Annotated in this window: 15 protein-coding genes; 6 read left to right on the top strand and 9 right to left on the bottom strand. The window is 46.1% G+C overall.

The genetic code is table 11. The features are described 5' to 3' along the window. Position 1: 1 nt before the first annotated feature. From RE469_08100 to RE469_08090, 3 genes are all read right to left on the bottom strand, one after another. On the bottom strand, positions 2–826 hold the full coding sequence (locus RE469_08100) for a transketolase (protein ID WMT44158.1): 825 nt from the start codon (positions 824–826) through the stop codon (positions 2–4). A 167-nt stretch (positions 827–993) separates the two neighbouring features. Beyond that, a complete protein-coding gene (gene ftsZ / locus RE469_08095; GenBank protein WMT44157.1) occupies positions 994–2,043 on the bottom strand; it encodes a cell division protein FtsZ in 1,050 nt (349 codons plus the stop codon). Between the two features lie 139 nt (positions 2,044–2,182). After that, entirely contained in the window at positions 2,183–3,403 is a 1,221-nt protein-coding gene (locus RE469_08090) for a glycosyltransferase (GenBank protein ID WMT44156.1), read from the bottom strand. Positions 3,404–3,505: 102 nt separating this feature from the next. Here RE469_08090 and RE469_08085 point away from each other — a divergent pair, with 102 nt between their 5' ends. Next, complete coding sequence (locus RE469_08085) at positions 3,506–4,294, top strand: SDR family oxidoreductase (protein WMT44155.1); 789 nt, start codon at positions 3,506–3,508, stop codon at positions 4,292–4,294. Here the strand turns inward: RE469_08085 and RE469_08080 are convergent. Both RE469_08080 and RE469_08075 read right to left on the bottom strand, forming a co-directional pair. Next, positions 4,272–5,870, bottom strand: a complete 1,599-nt coding sequence (locus tag RE469_08080) for a fatty acid--CoA ligase (GenBank protein ID WMT44154.1) — start codon at positions 5,868–5,870, stop codon at positions 4,272–4,274. The two genes, RE469_08085 and RE469_08080, sit on opposite strands and share 23 nt — an antisense overlap. An 86-nt stretch (positions 5,871–5,956) precedes the next feature. Further along, positions 5,957–6,928 carry a hypothetical protein gene (locus tag RE469_08075; GenBank protein WMT44153.1) on the bottom strand — a complete coding sequence of 324 codons (972 nt, stop codon included), beginning with the start codon at positions 6,926–6,928 and terminating at the stop codon, positions 5,957–5,959. Between the two features lie 143 nt (positions 6,929–7,071). Here RE469_08075 and purB point away from each other — a divergent pair, with 143 nt between their 5' ends. Both purB and RE469_08065 read left to right on the top strand, forming a co-directional pair. Then, entirely contained in the window at positions 7,072–8,436 is a 1,365-nt protein-coding gene (gene purB / locus RE469_08070) for an adenylosuccinate lyase (GenBank protein WMT44152.1), read from the top strand. Continuing rightward, positions 8,433–9,020 (top strand): hypothetical protein, encoded by a 588-nt coding sequence (locus RE469_08065; GenBank protein ID WMT44151.1) that lies wholly within the window; start codon positions 8,433–8,435, stop codon positions 9,018–9,020. The genes purB and RE469_08065 overlap by 4 nt, the downstream gene beginning before the upstream one ends. Here RE469_08065 and RE469_08060 read toward each other — a convergent pair. Beyond that, positions 9,002–9,658 carry a diphthine--ammonia ligase gene (locus RE469_08060; GenBank protein WMT44150.1) on the bottom strand — a complete coding sequence of 219 codons (657 nt, stop codon included), beginning with the start codon at positions 9,656–9,658 and terminating at the stop codon, positions 9,002–9,004. The genes RE469_08065 and RE469_08060 overlap by 19 nt on opposite strands. A 374-nt stretch (positions 9,659–10,032) precedes the next feature. On the opposite strand from RE469_08060, the gene RE469_08055 reads away from it, so the two are divergent. Then, a complete protein-coding gene (locus tag RE469_08055) occupies positions 10,033–10,506 on the top strand; it encodes a redoxin domain-containing protein (protein ID WMT44149.1) in 474 nt (157 codons plus the stop codon). A gap of 61 nt (positions 10,507–10,567) precedes the next feature. On the opposite strand, the gene RE469_08050 is transcribed toward RE469_08055, so the two are convergent. Continuing rightward, positions 10,568–11,200, bottom strand: coding sequence for a transcriptional regulator (locus RE469_08050; GenBank protein WMT44148.1), 633 nt, complete (start codon positions 11,198–11,200; stop codon positions 10,568–10,570). A gap of 136 nt (positions 11,201–11,336) precedes the next feature. Here RE469_08050 and RE469_08045 point away from each other — a divergent pair, with 136 nt between their 5' ends. Further along, positions 11,337–12,521, top strand: a complete 1,185-nt coding sequence (locus RE469_08045; GenBank protein ID WMT44147.1) for an MFS transporter — start codon at positions 11,337–11,339, stop codon at positions 12,519–12,521. Here the strand turns inward: RE469_08045 and RE469_08040 are convergent. Together RE469_08040 and RE469_08035 are read right to left on the bottom strand one after the other, a co-directional pair. Further along, positions 12,510–15,200 (bottom strand): ATP-dependent DNA helicase, encoded by a 2,691-nt coding sequence (locus tag RE469_08040; protein WMT44146.1) that lies wholly within the window; start codon positions 15,198–15,200, stop codon positions 12,510–12,512. The genes RE469_08045 and RE469_08040 overlap by 12 nt on opposite strands. Before the next feature lie 104 nt (positions 15,201–15,304). After that, entirely contained in the window at positions 15,305–15,898 is a 594-nt protein-coding gene (locus RE469_08035) for a cob(I)yrinic acid a,c-diamide adenosyltransferase (GenBank protein WMT44145.1), read from the bottom strand. Positions 15,899–15,940: 42 nt separating this feature from the next. Between RE469_08035 and RE469_08030 the strand changes: the two genes are divergently transcribed. After that, positions 15,941–16,627 (top strand): 16S rRNA methyltransferase, encoded by a 687-nt coding sequence (locus RE469_08030; protein ID WMT44144.1) that lies wholly within the window; start codon positions 15,941–15,943, stop codon positions 16,625–16,627. Positions 16,628–16,656 lie beyond the last annotated feature (29 nt).

Raw genomic sequence — 16,656 nt, 5'->3', positions numbered from 1 at the left:
TTCACTCGCCTCCAATCTCTTCCAGCGCCTGCCTGTATTCCTCATCGTTTGCAGGAGGGGAGCCATGATATTTCGGGTTGTTTTCCATGTAGCTTACGCCCTTGCCCTTTACTGTATGCGCAAGAATTAATACGGGCCTGTCTGTAGCTTTCTTAGCCTTTTCAACCGCAGATATGATCTGGTTGAAATCATGGCCGTCTATCTCCAGCACTTCCCACCCGAAGCTTTCCACCATCCTGCCGATATCGCCAAGCGGCATTATATCACTGGTATAACCATCAAGCTGGACGCCATTCCGATCCAGGATGGCAATAAGATTGTTGAGACGGTATTTTGATCCAGCCATTAATGATTCCCACACGCTGCCCTCCTCTATCTCGCCATCCCCGAGAATGACATACGTACGGTAATCCCTGTGATCAAGTTTTGCGGCAAGTGCGATCCCCACGCCGATTCCCAGTCCCTGCCCAAGGGAGCCTGTAGAGGCCTCCACTCCTGGTACGCCCCTGTGGACATGTCCTTCGAGCTTAGAATTCAGCTTCCTGAAGCCGCCCAGAAGAGATTCAGGAAAGTAACCCCTAAGAGCCAGAGTTGCATAGAGGCCGGGCGATGCGTGCCCCTTGCTCATGATGAGCCTGTCCCTGTCGGGGTCATCCGGCTCAAGCGGATCAATGTTCATCTCCTTGAAATAGAGTACGGCAAGAATATCAGCAATACTTAGAGATCCTCCAGGATGCCCGCTCTTTGCCTCGTAAACCATCTCTATGATTTTTCGTCTAATGTTTCTGGCAATGATTTTCAGATCCATCACATTATATTGTTCCATGAATTTTTCACCGCAATCCCGGCTTCGGTAGTGTCATACTGCCATCTGCCGGCAAGTAACCATGCCGTATTTTCACCAATATTAAAAATGTTCTTTAACCCATGCTGCAACAAGGATGCTAATCCGGATTTCCACGGGCAGTACAAGCTTGCAGCGTTTCTGCTGACTCATGACACCATGTCGATGTCGCTTCCGGAGTCCTTCTTTTCAGTGCCCTGGATCTCAGCGGCGCTGACTCCAGTTGCCACTATTAAGACTTCCACTCTGTTGTCATAAGCCTGATCAACGGTGGCGCCCCAGATGATTCTGGTGCTCCGGCTCACCTTCTTCCTGATGAATTCTGCAGCATTGCTGGCCTCCTCAAGTTGCATGTCCCGGCCTCCGGTCACGTTTATGATCACGCCACTTGCGCTGGAAAGATCAAACTGGAGAAATGGCGAATTCATTGCCTTCTGAACTGCCTCATCAACCCTGGGCCCTGGTTCGCCTTCTGACATACCCATCCCAATCATGGCAAGGCCAGAATCCTTCATGACCGTCTTGAGATCGTTGAAATCCAGGTTTATGAGGCCGGGTTTCGTCACAAGATCTGATATTCCTGTTATGGCTCTCACTATTATTTCATCAGCAACCCTGAATGCCTTTTCAAGTGGAAGATCAGGAACAAGTTCCTTCAGCTTATCGTTGGGTATGATTATTACAGTATCCGAAGATTTGAGGAGCTTCCTGAGTCCCCACATTGCGTTCTCCATCCTGATTTTCCCCTCTGACGTGAATGGGAGAGTGACCACCGATATTGTGAGAGCGCCACTGTCCTTCGCCCTCCCTGCTATGTAATGGGCAGATCCTGTGCCTGTTCCTCCACCCAGGCCTGCAGTAATAAATGCGATGTCCGTTCCGGTGACATATTTCATTATGTCCTGGTCAGATTCCCTTGCCGCCTGTTCACCTATGCGGGGATCTGCACCGGAACCCAGGCCCCTGGTCAGGTTCTTCCCCATGAGTATCTTGTGATTTGCCCTGGTCTTCAGCAGATGTGGCGCATCTGTGTTGCATGCTATGAGAGTGGCACCTTTAATACCTTCCCTCATCAGCCTGTTAATGGTATTGGAACCGCCGCCTCCGGCTCCAAATATCTTGATTTTTACCCTCAGTTTTTCAAGGTACTCCTGAAGTTCAGCGTCTGATGTTGTAAAATCCTCATCGTTGTCTTCCAAACCATAACCACCTGAAGGCATCATTTATGCCAAATAAATACTATTAATCCTATTAAGATTTGCAAAGCCCCCCTGATTGGAAATAAAGAATATCGGGGATATACTTGCTCTTTTCAGCCGAACCATTCGGGTAGTAGGGTTATCTGGTGAGCCAGTGATTTCCGCTCTTCCAGAAAGTAAATATGCCGTAAATGTTTGTTACAAACAGCACCAGGAGCCCCAGTGCGCCGAATGCAATTGTTTTGAGCTTTTCCCCTTTCATGCGGGTTATTACTGCACCCAGAAATATCATTGAACCTGAAATGTTAGCAAAAGTTATTGTGAGCTTGGTGTAGATGAGATATCCGACATCTGACGGCCTTATGAGCAGTATGTCGTCAACTATATTCATGAAATGGAGTGCACCCGGATTGGCCTGGAAAAAGGCAAAGAACCTGAAAATCCCAAATCCCAGAACAATTACTGGAAGCAGATAAGTGTATATGAGTTCGAATGTGTAGAATTTCCCGGCCCTTGTGGCGGTTCCATCCATGAGTTCGCGACCAAAACGTATCCATCCTGATCTTGCCCATCTTACATTCTGCTTAAGGAACTTTCTGGCATCTTTCTGCGGATAGCTTTCCACTCTCGTGCTGTAATCCTTGACAGCCCGATATCCTTTATTGATTATATATCCGGTGATGAGCCAGTCTTCTCCAAGTACGCTTGGTCTGCCAAATAACTTGAATTCCAGGAACTCATCGGATTTAATGAAAGGCCTGACAAGTTCAGTTCTTAACATCACACACGCACCATCCAGATTCATCACATTACCGTGTGCAGACATGGCTCTGAACACCACCTCCCTTGATCTTTCTATGAATTCAGATGCATATGCCACTGCTGATCCGGTCTTCTTTATGCCTATGTTGGCGCCAACACCGCCAACTGTGCTGTCGAAATAGCTCTGCATGCTGGCCACCGCATTGGGTGGAAGAATAGTGTCGCTGTCCACAAGAAGGACAAATTCTGTATGAACAAAATCAAATGCCCTGGAAATTGCTTTTTTCTGGCCTACCCTAATTTCCTGAAGGATGAATTTCCCTCCAGCCTTTTCCACAATTGAACGGTAAGGTTCATCACTTGAGTCCCCAACCACAACAAACTTACATCCCTGCATTGCCACTGACTCTATTGATTCCCTGAAAACATCCACATCCTCGTTGTACACAGGCATTGCGATGGTAACCTTGCTCAGATCCACATTCTCCGGATGTGTTACGCCAGAATACTTCAATGAACTGTACGAGTTCAGAACGTAATATATGACAGAAATGCCCGTTAGGGCGGAAATTACAATGAGGATAAGACTATATAACACGACAATCGATTGATGGGCAATATTAAACCTTATAGGTACAGTCCTGCATCATTTAGGGAGAAAACACACAAAAAAATAACAGCAACATTGATATTTATGACCATGAAGATACTTGTTACAGGCCACAGAGGATTCATTGGAAGCCAGGTATTCAGTACATTACAGGCTCAGGGTTATGATGTCAGCGGTATTGATATTGGTGACCAGTTTGTTGACAGGAAATATGATTATATAGTGCACATGGGAGCCAGGACTCTTATCAGGATGTCCAAAGAGAAACCATTTGAGTATTTTGATGACAACATGGTATTCTCACTCAGGATGCTTGAATACTGCAGGAAAAATGGGGCAACATTCATATTCCCCACATCAGGATCAGTCATGGAGGCCACAAATCCGTATTCTCTTTCAAAGAAGCAGACAGTTGAGTGGATAGAGCTTTATCACACCATGTATGGAACAAAGAGGCATGTAATGAAATTCTTTAACATCTATGGCCCAACCAGCAGGAAAGGTGCTGTATTTCTGTTCGCAAAGGCTGCACTGAAGGGCGAAGAGGCGGTTATCTACGGTGATGGCAACAATGTAAGGGATTTCATCCATGTCAGAGATGTTGTCAGGGCAATCAAAATGATAATAGACGGTGAAGTGCAGGAGGGGTATCATGAGATTGGAAGTGGCATTGGAACTTCCGTGAACAGTCTCCTGAAGCTTGTGGAAGATGTGACCGGAAGAAAAATAAAGACCCACCATGAAGACTACGTGCTTCCGGAGGCGTCCGAGCTTGTTGCAGCCAATCCCCTCATAAAGGACCCGACGCCCCTCAGGAAGGGCATCGAAGAGGTAGTTGAGGCCCTCAGGAAGGAGTTTACGGCGAAAAACGCGCCCTGAGGGGCTTTTTATCAATTTTGCCGGTGCTTGTCTTCTGGAATGAATCAACCGGAATGAACTCATCTGGAATCCAGAATTTTGCTATCCTCCCTGATTCCACATATTTCATCATGTGGTCTACAATCTTCTGTGGTTCCACTTTTTTCAGCCCCGATACGAATGCCACCGGCCTTTCACCCCATTTCTTGTCTGGCTTGGCCACAACTGCAGCCTCAGCTATGCCCGGATAGGTGCTGATCACATCTTCAAGTATTATAGTGGGAATGAATTCCCCTCCTGACTTGACCGCATCCTTTTCCCTGTCAACAATGGAGAGATATCCAAGATCGTCCACAACCGCCAGATCACCTGTATGCATCCAGTCATCTTTCCACAGCTTTCTGGTATTATCCTCGTCCTTAACATACTCCCTCGTGAGCCAGGGAGAACGGACTATTATCTCGCCTATGGACTTCGAATCATGCTTTACTTCTTTCCCATCTGAGTCCACAACTCTGATTTCCACAAGCGGTATGGGTATGCCTGTCTTGGTGCGGTATTCTATCTTCTTTTTTTCGTCCATGGAATCGAGTTTCTGGTTGTAAGTTGCAAGGGTGAGAACAGGCGCTGTTTCAGACATGCCATATCCTGAAATCACCTTGATCCCGAATGAATCTGCCATCTGTGCAAGCCCGGACGAGAGGGCCCCTCCCCCAACAACCACTCTCAGATCAAGATTCTTCAGTTTCTGGCTGTTCTTGCTGGACATGAGCATGTATAGGATGGATGGCACCATGAGGCTCACCTTGACACCTTCCTTCTCCATTATCTCAGGCATCCTGTCAAAGTCGTACCTGCCTGCAAGCACATACTTCTGTCCCTTCATTATTGCCATGTATGGAACGCCCCATGAGTGAACGTGAAACATTGGAACAATTGGCATTATTGGGCTTGTACTCTTGAGGTTTATGGGTTCGTCAGAGAGCCCTGAGATCATTGCCATTGTATGAAGCACGATCTGCCTGTGCGTGAAAAGAACACCCTTTGGCAGACCGGTTGTGCCCGATGTGTAGAATGTTGTGGCCACATCGTCCTCGCTGACCTCAGGCAGTGCAACGCCTTCAACTCCGCTGAGGAGATCCTGGTATACAAGTGCTTCGGGAAGCATCATTGCAGGCTTTGGACCGTCAGATGAAACTATCCATTTATTTACAAAGTCAAAGAGCTGAACGCTCTTTTCTATGAGCGGTATGAACTCATCCCTTATTATGACAAACCGGTCCTCAGCATGCTGCATGGTATAGAAAATCAGTTCAGGAGGGTACCTTATGTTGACCGTATGAAGGACACCGCCTGCCATTGGAACTGCGTAATATGCTTCCAGATACCTGATGGTGTCCCAGTCCAGCACTGCAACCCTGTCACCCTTCTTCAGGCCAAGCTTTACCAGCCCGCGGGCAATCTTCTCAACCCGTTCCATGAATTCCCTGTAGGTTACCCTTTCCTCTCCCTTGTAGGAAATTATCTGTTCAGGGTTGTTCCTGACTGCGGCCGCAAATATCTTTCCTATTGTAAGTTCATACTTTTCCTGATACATTCAATCCAATTGGTAGCTTTCTGCTATTTTTAAGGTTTTTTATCAGGTAATATTTTAGACAGATGACAATTTATCAGGTATAACAATCATATTGTCTGTATAAGCCCAATTTCCCTGATATTCAATGACTGTAGATGCACAGACTTGACCAGATAAATATGGACAGCCCCGCTGGCAACGCCCGCAGCCATATTCACTCCGGTAAAATTCCATGAAGAGAGACTGCTGGTGAAGGCATAACTGGCAAGTGAATTGTTGAACTGCACGTACAGAGCATGGTTCCATGCTTCATAGAAAGTACTGTTTATACTGTAAGACATGGAATGCAGCGTTATGTTTGACACTGCGACAATCTGCCCGGAATAAACTGAAAGGCTATTGTTGGAAAGTGAAATCTGCGGCCCATTGGAGATCATGAAGGAGAGAGTTGCCGGACTGGTGCCGGAAAATGTTTCGTTGTGCCCGGATATGCCGAAAATATCCATTCCAAGGGTCGATGGTGTCACAGTAATTGGCAGCGGTCCAAGGAACGAGGCTGGTTGTGATGATCCATAGGATTCCAGGAGTGCTCCATCTTCTATTATATAATTTATCGCAGTTATGTACTGCATCTGGCTTCCGGATTGAACCTCCCCTGCTGTTGTGATATTTTGCTGCACATATACAGTCCTGGAAGCCGATGAATTCGTGACCGTATATGAGAAATTCACTGAAAGCTGAGAATAGTATGATGCCCCGGATGAATATATGGACAAGGAAGTGTCTGTTGCAGGCTCAAATGGAGGAGCTCCGCCTATTCCCATTGGAATTGTCTCTGTTATGGTTGATCCGTTTCCTGACTGCGGAGAGTGCATCTGGGAAACCAGGTCAGAAAACGCGGTTCTTTCACTGATCTGGAAACTGCTTTCATTGGATGCTGTTGTGGTTGGGATATACCATGCAAGAAATCCAGTAAATGCAACTATAACAACTGCTATGAGAAGGATCGTCCCTATGATCTCAGCAACTGCATTATCCTGACCATCAGGCTTTATTCTGGCAAATCTGGGAACTTTCAACACCATGTGATTGTACTTGTGCCTTAATTAATTATCTGCAGAGTCAATCTGTACGGAAAAGTTTCATGCCAATACGTTTGGATTTATCAGCCACCAGATCACTCCTCTGGAAAGTTTTTAGGACATCATGCCAATAAACCCATGTGTCGATATCACCCATAGAATACAGATATGGCAGAGATGCCGTAAAATCCATATTTTCTGAGGAGTCAAAGCTTCGCCATATGCTGAAAGTTGAAAAATTCCTGGCCCAGGCAGAATCAGAGCATAACCTGATTCCCAGAGAAGCTTACATTGACATAGTGAATGTTGTGGATTCCAACGCTGTTAAAGTGCAGAGAGTCAGGGAAATAGAGGCTGAAATAAAGCATGATATTATGGCAATGGTGAAGGCACTCACCGAGAAATGCCATGAAGGTGCAAGCTATGTCCATTTTGGAGTCACTTCCAACGATATAATAGATACAGCAACAGCCCTGCAGATACAGGAGTTCTATGCTTACCTCCAGGATGATCTTTCAAGGATTCAGAATGCTATGTCCTCACTTGTAAGGAAGCACAAGGATTCAGTAATGCTTGGAAGAACCCACGGGCAACACGCCAGTCCAATCACATTCGGACTGAAGATGGCTGTTTATCTCTCAGAGATGAACCGGCACGTTATAAGAGTGAAAGAAACAAGAAAGAGGATACTTGCCGGTAAGATAATGGGACCAGTTGGAACAGGCGCAGCCCTTGGAGACGCAGCACTTGAAATTCAGGACCGGGTTATGGAGTTGCTTGGGCTTGCTCCGGAAAGCGCATCATCTCAGGTTGTCAATAGAGACAGGTACATCGAGTTCTTGTCTGTCATCAATGGCATAGTGACTTCGCTTGAGAAGGTTGCCACAGAGATCAGGAACCTGCAGAGACCAGAGATTGGTGAGGTTTCTGAATTTTTTGATATGGAAAAGCAGGTTGGATCGAGCTCAATGCCCAGCAAGGTCAACCCAATCAATTCCGAGAACGTTTGCAGTATCTCGCGTCTTGTCCGGAGTTTCATAATACCTGAATACGAGGGGGCTGTCACCTGGCATGAACGTGACCTTACAAACAGTGCTGCAGAAAGGTTCATAATTCCATACGTATGCATCCTTTCGGACCATGCAATGGTTAAGATGGCCGAGATTCTTGAAACTCTGCTTGTCTTTCCTGAGAGGATGCTGCAGAATCTCATGGATGATGATTTTGTCCTTTCCGAAAGGCTGGTTTCGGAAATGACCAGGGCAGGGGTTCCACGCCAGGAGGCGCATGAACTGGTGAGGGAGGCTGCCATGAGGGCACACGCAACACATTCGTCGCTATTGAAGACACTCAAGGATGGGGGCTACCTTAAAAGGCTTCCCCGGGGTGTTGAGAAGGGACTTGCCGACCCCAGAACATTCACTGGAAGTGCCTCCAGGATATGCGAAAGGGTACTCGAGGAAACCCTCATTATCAGTGCTGGAAAGGATGGTGGAAACACATGAACTCTCTTCATACTGAAAGGCTGCTGAAGGACGATATTATCTCCGACCTCACCACCGAGGAAAAGTCAATATCAGGGCTCCAGAAATCTCTTGAGGAAAAGGGGAGATCTCTACATCGCCTGGTCCTTACGGGGTATCTCAAGGCAATGGTGGATTCCGGTTTCCTGCGTGAGAAGGAGATAAAACCTTCAAGGATTTATTCAATCAACCAGAACGGAAGCCGCGATATCTATGATCTTGTTGGCCTGGCAGTAACAAGAACAGGGAGTGAAGATTCGGGGGGTGACGCACTCCTCGTGCTTAACTACCTGTTCAACAGACCCATATTTGCCAGGGAGCTGGAGCGTTGCAACGTGGATCCAGCAAGGGATTACAGGAAGGTAATGTCTCCAAAAAAAATGGAAATGATCGAGAAACTGGGCGACCAGGGAATAAAGATACCGCAGTCCAACACAATGATGGAGCCAGAGACCAGGGACCTGTCCAGATTAATGAGAATACTCAGGGAGATCATCTATATCTCAATGGATCTGAAACGTTTCTCGCCTGCTGATCAGGACAGGATTCAGACCACCCTTGACTGAACAAGCTCAGTGTCGTCTATGATAAGGTATCCATGGGAACCTTCCCATATCTTGTGGGACCGGCTGATGCTTATGCTGCATCCATATGCAGAATGCACAAAGCTTTCATATTCCCCACCTTCCCCGGCTATGTTAATCCCATAGCGCTTGTTCCTGCTCTCCAGATCCCTGAGGAAATCATCATCTATGGATCTTCCTATATCTTTTTCAGTGAAGCCCTCTGCTGACACGGAAACAATAATTGCGCCTATTCCCCTCAGTATAAGCTCCCTGATTATGTCTGACTGATCTTTGTGCCAGAGCGGCGTGAATGATACCATTCCTATTTCAGTGCATAATTTTTCCAGACGTGTCTTCTGGTACTCCGAGGCAATGGCCCCAGAGATCAGTTCATCATAACCTTGCTTCCTGAGATCGGTTAGAGTGGAAGCTAACCTGTCTTCGGAAACACTCATCCATGGAGTTCCACGCATTCCGGCCACAAGTTCAGCTTTTGATGCGTTCGGGTAATGATACATCAATGAGAATTCCTCTGGTATTACAGTTAAGGCTAAGCCTATCTCATGTCCCTGATCCCGTGCAGTCTCGGCAGCAAGAAAAGAGTCCTTTCCTCCGGAAAGAAGCCATACTGATTTCAACACGGGTGAATCGTAAAATGGTATTTATGCTATTGCGACACACTCCCTCTCCAGGTGGTCAATTCACCACTGGCTCCATTTATCATACAGATGAACTGAGATTCCCGGGAATAAGACACAATTTTGCGTTGTGACATTATCCGGGGATCACAGGGATCGTTCCGTATCATGAATCAGCAAATGATTGGAAATGGCATTTCTTAAGGTGCATAATCAGGGGGTTGCACAAAGTCCTTTGTCCTGCTCAAAATTTAGAAGTCTTTATATGTCTTGGTGCAATGATTTGAACACCATGTGTGCCCTGAAAGGGCGTATGAATTGCATTATCAAAAGTGATGCAATGTGCATGGTATGTATTGAGAGGTAGAAGTTATATGTCAGTAAATGTCGGAGAAAAGGCACCGGAATTCAAACTGCTTGATGCGTCGCTGAAGGAAAAGAAGCTGTCAGATTACAAAGGGCAGAACGTGGTGCTTGCGTTCTTCCCTGGAGCATTCACTTCTGTCTGCACCCAGGAAATGTGCACCTTCCGTGATTCCATGGCAAGCTTCAACAACCTCAAGGCAAAGGTCATAGGAGTCAGCACAGACACCCCATTTGCCCAATCGGAATTTGCAAAGGCCAATAAACTGAACTTTGAGCTTCTCAGTGACATCACAACGGAAGTTAGCAAGAAGTACGGCGTACTTTACGACAGTTTCCTTAACATACCGGGATTTCACGCGTCAAAGAGGGCGGTATTTCTCATAGGCAAGGATGGAGTCGTGAAATATAAATGGGTAACTGAAAATGCCGGCAACCTTCCGGACTTCGAAGCAATAAAGAAGGAAGTTGAAAAGCTGAACTGATTACTGAAGATTCATTATATTTTTTGCCATTTTCAGCTTCTGGTTTATTACAATTTTAGTATCATTCCCTATGAGCATGTGGCCGTATGAGGAATCTGCAGACGCCATGGCCATCAACCTGTCTGTGAGTCGATTCCACGTCCATGTCCAGAACAGATGAAAACAAGCTGGTTTCCAGATTGCAGGCAATTCCAAAATATCTGGAGATCTGATATATGGGGCAGTTGAATTCCTGCAGATCAAATGAGTCGTGGCCCATATCCCTGAGGACAGGAAAATAACTCTCGTCTTCCCTCATCCTTACCAGTTCCTGGATTTTCTGGTCTTTACCAAGATGACTCAGCCTCTTCTCATAATCAATTCTTATCTGTTCATACCTGTCCCTGAGAAACTGCTCCATAAGGTCTGAATGCCCGGTTTCTTTCAGGTAGCTGACCAGATTCTGCAGCATCCAGGCGTTTGAATTTGCCAGATTCTCTTTGGAATCCTCCGTAACAGCGAATAGATAGTACGGCCTTCCCACGCGTCCTTTCTTCTGGATTCTTCTCACAAGCCCCCTGGATTCAAGGTGTTTTATGTGATTCAGCACTCCCATTTTTGAGATTCCAAGGTCGTGGGATAGATCCTGGAGGCTTCTCTGCCCTTTTTCCTTCAGAACAAGGATCAACCTCGTTTCGGTGGGATATTCCTGCATAATCTGCCAGTGCATTCAGGCAATTAAATTTTATCATATTTAATTTATAAACTTTACAAATTGTTTTCTTTATTATTGCCTCCAGACTGATCCGACGTTCACAATGAATGATGGCAGTCAATTTCGAAACCTATCCATGGCAAGGTTTGCAAGCATCATCGCACCTGTGCCTGCGGATATCGATGTAATTTTCAGGCTCGCCGACAACAGATCGTTCCTGGCGGCTTTCGGTTCTGCAATGATCCTGTCGCTTGTTGCCGAACTCTTAATACAGCCGTACCTGTCCAGGGCCATTGACCGGTTTAACCGAAAAAAAATACAGACGATCAATCAGGCGGTATTCTCCATCTCCACTCTGGCAGCCGGATTTGAGATTTTCCTGATGGGGCACTATGAAGTAATACTTCTAGTGATGCTCCTCATCATTGAAATTTATTATACAGTTTCATACCAGGTCTATGCTTCAATGGCGCAGTCCATGATAAGGAGCAGGGATGCCGGAAATTACAATGGGCTTTCAGAGGTACTGGGGCAGACGCCCGTCATCATGGGAGCGTTACTTTCCACAATACTCTGGAACGTTGTGCCATTTCCATACATTCTTCTGGCCAGCGGTGCAGCCGGGGTGCTGTTATTGCTTCCGCTTGCATATGTCCGTAATGTGTGCTTACAGTTTCCTGCCCGAAGTTCACCCAGTGCCGGTATTTCAACAAGCCGGAAAATGAGATGGAGCGCGGCCCTGTTCATATTCCTTTTTAACATGCCCTATGTTGCTGTAGTCTCAGGCAATTATCTTAAACCAATCTTCATAGCTCAACTACTCAATGGTACGCCAGGGACTCTTGCTGAATCCGAAATAATTTATGCTCTGTCCGCAGTTACAGCAGGCATTTTGGCTCCTTTGTCAATTAAGAAAATGGGAGAATTCAGGTCCGCCATGATGTTTTCGCTGATCTATGTAGCAGGAAGCCTCCTTATGCCCATGTTTCCAATTATTGCAATATTCTTCCTCTTTCAGGCCAGCCATGGCACAGGAAATGCTGGCAATAGGATATCAAGAAATACACTTGTAATGAGGAATGTTCCTGCGGAGGAGATCGGGCGCTTCAATGGAAATGTGTACATTCTGACGGTCGCAGCCAGAATATCTTTACTGGTTCTCTACATATTGACCATTGAACTGATTGGCGTCCGGATGCTCATGATAATTACGGGATCAATAGTTCTGATTGCAGTCCTTGCAGGAACGGCACTTCGGAGATCTGTCACCATTCAGATGGAAAACCTGCGGTTGCCAGAAAAGGAATCGTCAGTCCAGTAAACCGGCAAGGCGCATGTCAAGGTCACGCTGGGGCTTCCTGGAAAGAAGTAACTGAATGAACATTTCCGGATCTTCCCGGAACTGCAACACCTTCAGTATTCCTTCCGTCACTGTCCTGGACTGCCTGTTCAGATCACTGAATTCCCTAATGATAAGTTCGGATTCAGGCGTCCCGGAATTAACCGGTCCCCTGAGATTCACATAGGCTATGGCTCCCTGGATGCTGGCAGGATCTGTGCCCGTTGAAGCTGAAAAAAGCCTGCAGTATGACCATATCTGCTGCCAGTATTCGCTCTTTATATCCCTACTCGTCTTGTAATCCAGGATAAGGTGGGAACTCCCGTCCTGAGCAGAAAAAATCGCATCGATAGTTCCCTTCATGATCATGTCAGGCGGTATATGATCCATGACAAGAAACTCCCTGAGCGGAATTGAAAATCTTGTCTCTGTTTTCCACGGCTTTCTGGCATATTTACCCGGCATACTGGCGATGATCTGATCAATTGCTCCTATCATTCCGGATAATGCATCCGGAATTTCGCTGGCATTGACCCTGCCAGTTGTGTATTGTTCAGCAAGGCGATGAAATTCGATGCCGGTGGCAGCACTCTGCCTCTGCTCCCTTATTCCCAGAATGTTTTCATGCAGGAAGTCCCACGGCGATGCTGCCAGCTTTACCAGTGAGGGTGAAAGTTCAGTAAGATTTGAAAAATACTGTGAGATTCTCCTCCTGATCCAGTCCCTGTCTTCTCTTATTATTTTAGCTGCGTCCTCTGTCCTTCCATTGACGAACATGGAATATGCCGCATCATATTTTCTAACAAGACTAAAATCTGATTGCGTATGATTCTCCACAATCTGGCATATTTTATCATCCAGGTAAAATTCCTTCCATGTTCTGCGATCTGTAACAACAATGAGCCTCTCCCTTGCCCGCGTCATTGCGACGTAGTCAATCCTGTAGGGTTCGTCACGAAGGTCAGATTCCACATCTATCCCGGTAATGCTTGATACAATGGCATATGACAGCAGATCCAGGAACTTCAACCTCCCGTTTGTGTGTGAAGGAATGTAAATTACATTATGGAACTCCTGTCCTTTGGCCTTGTGCACAGTCAGTATATTGATTTGAGATTTCTTCAGGTCTTCCTCCTGATCGAGAACAGACATGTCCAGGAAATCCAGATAATCCTCCGGCTGGAATTCGGTGACGTTGTTCAGATAGTCAGCGGAAGCAGAATAAATGGAAGAGGCAGCAGAGAAGTACTCCTGTCCCAGTGAAACCGATATGGGGATTATGACCTGATCCAGTGCTGTACGCACAACCTCTATGCCAGTATTCATTCCACGCAGGTCTGAGATGCGGGACGGAATGATGGCTTCGTCCTGACTGTTATGAAGTTTCTCTGAGATTTCCACAGCCTCGTGAAATGAAAGTCCTGAAAATGGTGTGAAAAGGGCCCTCTTAAGATAATCTCTGCCGGGCAGGAGAATACCCCTTAAGAAGGACATTACCTCATTCAATTGGTCCGATGGCCGACCCTTGGTTAGTGTTGAGGAGAACTGCAGTCCAGTGCTGGAAAGAAGTTTGTGGATCCTTGCAAGCTGTGTGTTTGTCCTGACAATAATTGCGTAATCTCCTGTAATTCCTCTGTTAAGCATATCGGTAAGTGCATTAACTGCAGCGCTTTCTGGCTCATCGGCAGTAATTACCGTAACCTTCTCGCCGTCTCCCTTCTCTGGATTATGGAAACCCTGAAGTTCGCTGGAAATTGAGCCATCTGAAATCCTTGATTCCAGTAGCCTTGATGAATAGTTCAGAATATTGTTGGTGCTTCTCCTGTTGATTTTCTTCGTCACTTTGCTGTAGCCCTGCCGGGAAATGAATTCGTTGAACTGGGACAAACTTCCCCCCTGGAATCCGAATATGGACTGCTTCCTGTCCCCCACAAAGAATCTCCTTGTTGCGATTCTCTCTGCAAGCGAAACCTGTTCCCTGCTTAAGTCCTGAAACTCGTCCACAAGAACATAATCCTTCACCGGAGCATCTATCTGGATCAGGTAATTGTGCAGGATGTCATTGTAATCAACCATTCTGTGTCCTTTCTTGTAATCTTCATAGAATGCGTAAATTTCGGTGAAATCATGCAGAAGGCGTTCATAGCCATCCACCCCGATCTGATCATCTTCCTGGTCCACCAGCTTGTCCCTTATAATTTCAAGAACCTTCTCCGAGTTTATGTCCTGTGGATAAATCCCGAAGCTCTTGATGTACCTGATCATGTTTTCGAACCGTGGCACAATATCTGATTTCACATAATCATCTGAATAGTTGAATGTCTTCAGCTCCCTGAGTTTCCTGAAAATTAAGAAACGGAGAAGTGAATTTGAAACAAGATCGTCAGGAGTGCTCTCCTCATCCATTCTGAATGCCAGGCTGTGCATGGTGCCTATATCCATTGAATAGATGGATTGTAGAAGTGAGGTATCACCAGCAGCCATCTGCATTATCCTATCAAACATCTCTCTGGCTGCCCTGTTTGTGAATGTAAGGCAGGCGATCCTCTGGCCCGGCACACCGTTCTTCAGCAGGCCAATAACAGTGTCTGCAATTTCCCATGTCTTTCCTGTTCCGGGGTTTGCAACGACCAGTACATCAGTGTCCGGTGGAAGAAGCATTGAAATACATAATGCCGGACCTTAAATAATTAACCTGCGGCATATGGCAATGCTGCTAAGAATCCTGTGGCTTTTCCGCTTCCACTGATTGCCTCCCAGATCCGTCAGTAATCTATGCCCTTTCTGGCAGGAACGCCTGCAGCATAGGGATGTTTTACTTCCCTCATATCTGTTATGAGGTCCGCTCTTTCAATTATCTGATCAGGCATTTTCCTTCCAGTCAGGACTATTTCAGTGTGGATTGGTCTGTTATCTATAAAGTCAAGGACCTCCTGCAGAGGTAGCAGATTATAATAAACTGCAACATTGATCTCGTCCATTATTACAACATCCCAGTTTCCGCCATAGACCTGATCCTTCATTGTTCTGAAAGCTTTCATGGTTTTTTCCACATATTCCTCGGGAGGGTTGCCCCGTGGCCTGATGACTACATTCCTGATCCTCTTCCTGTCCTCAGCAGGAATATCTTCCTCCCATGCTATGAAATACGGCATTCCCACATATTCCACCACAAGGTTGTCATCAATTTTGGTTGCCAGTCTGTTCTCGCCATATGTGCCAAGCTTCATGAACTGGATTACGTAAACTCTCAAGCCCCATCCAAGTGCCCTGAAGGCAAGTCCAAATGCAGCAGTTGTTTTCCCCTTTCCATTTCCTGTATATACCTCCACGAGCCCTTTATTCAGCTTGACTGCCACTTTCTTCACCTTTCGACTTGATGCAGCAAGCACATATTAATCATGTTCAGATTATGGTCAATGCTTTCACTGGTGGTCATAGATGCTGAACTGGAAACCGTACCGGATATTATGAAGGATGACTATTCAATTAGAATCCAGGCCAAGAAGAGAGGAAAACTTGCTTCCAAAATGCTTCTGGATAGCAATTTCATGCATTCAGCTATTGAACGTTATTTTCCTGGTGAATCAAACCGAAGAGGCAGGCCAGACATAATCTTTCACCTGCTGATGACCTCGCTCGAATCAATACTGAACAAGAAGTCAGGGCTCAGGGTCATAATACACACCAGGAACAACCAGATTATAGAAATTAACCCTTCCATCAGGCTTCCCAAATCATATAACAGATTTGTGGGCCTTATGGAAGATCTGTTTGACAAACGGGCAATCGGACCTCAGTCTGAAACTCTTATGAAGGTTACAGACGGGAACTGGAAAGATGCCCTCAATATGACAGAAGGAAATCAGATCCTGCTTTCTCCGAGAGGAATTCCTGGGAAAATTGCTGACGTTTTTCATGGCGCCGGAGACCAGTCTGTAATTATTGGAGGTTTTTCTCAGGGGGACTTCATTTCTGACGTCTATTCCCTTGGATCAGGGATTTCCATATATCCTGGTGAGCTCAGCATCTGGTCTGTGGCCATGGAATGCATATGCCAGTACGAGAGAAACTATGGTTTCGTCTGAACAATAAAGCTTACCACTTTATTGCTTCA

Origin of the sequence: Cuniculiplasma divulgatum, from assembly GCA_031200235.1 — an archaeon.
In the GTDB taxonomy this organism is placed as follows: domain Archaea; phylum Thermoplasmatota; class Thermoplasmata; order Thermoplasmatales; family Thermoplasmataceae; genus UBA509.
Note: the sequence above shows the minus strand (reverse complement) of the source record. Positions and strands in the feature narration are given on the sequence as shown.

Coding starts and splice junctions, on each gene's coding strand:
- RE469_08045 (WMT44147.1), top strand. CDS start 11,337: ATGGCAAGGTTTGCAAGCATCATCGCACCTGTGCCTGCGGATATCGAT.
- RE469_08055 (WMT44149.1), top strand. CDS start 10,033: ATGTCAGTAAATGTCGGAGAAAAGGCACCGGAATTCAAACTGCTTGAT.
- RE469_08030 (WMT44144.1), top strand. CDS start 15,941: ATGTTCAGATTATGGTCAATGCTTTCACTGGTGGTCATAGATGCTGAA.
- RE469_08040 (WMT44146.1), bottom strand. CDS start 15,200: ATGCTTCTTCCACCGGACACTGATGTACTGGTCGTTGCAAACCCCGGA.
- RE469_08050 (WMT44148.1), bottom strand. CDS start 11,200: ATGCAGGAATATCCCACCGAAACGAGGTTGATCCTTGTTCTGAAGGAA.
- RE469_08065 (WMT44151.1), top strand. CDS start 8,433: ATGAACTCTCTTCATACTGAAAGGCTGCTGAAGGACGATATTATCTCC.
- RE469_08080 (WMT44154.1), bottom strand. CDS start 5,870: ATGTATCAGGAAAAGTATGAACTTACAATAGGAAAGATATTTGCGGCC.
- RE469_08085 (WMT44155.1), top strand. CDS start 3,506: ATGAAGATACTTGTTACAGGCCACAGAGGATTCATTGGAAGCCAGGTA.
- RE469_08100 (WMT44158.1), bottom strand. CDS start 826: ATGGAACAATATAATGTGATGGATCTGAAAATCATTGCCAGAAACATT.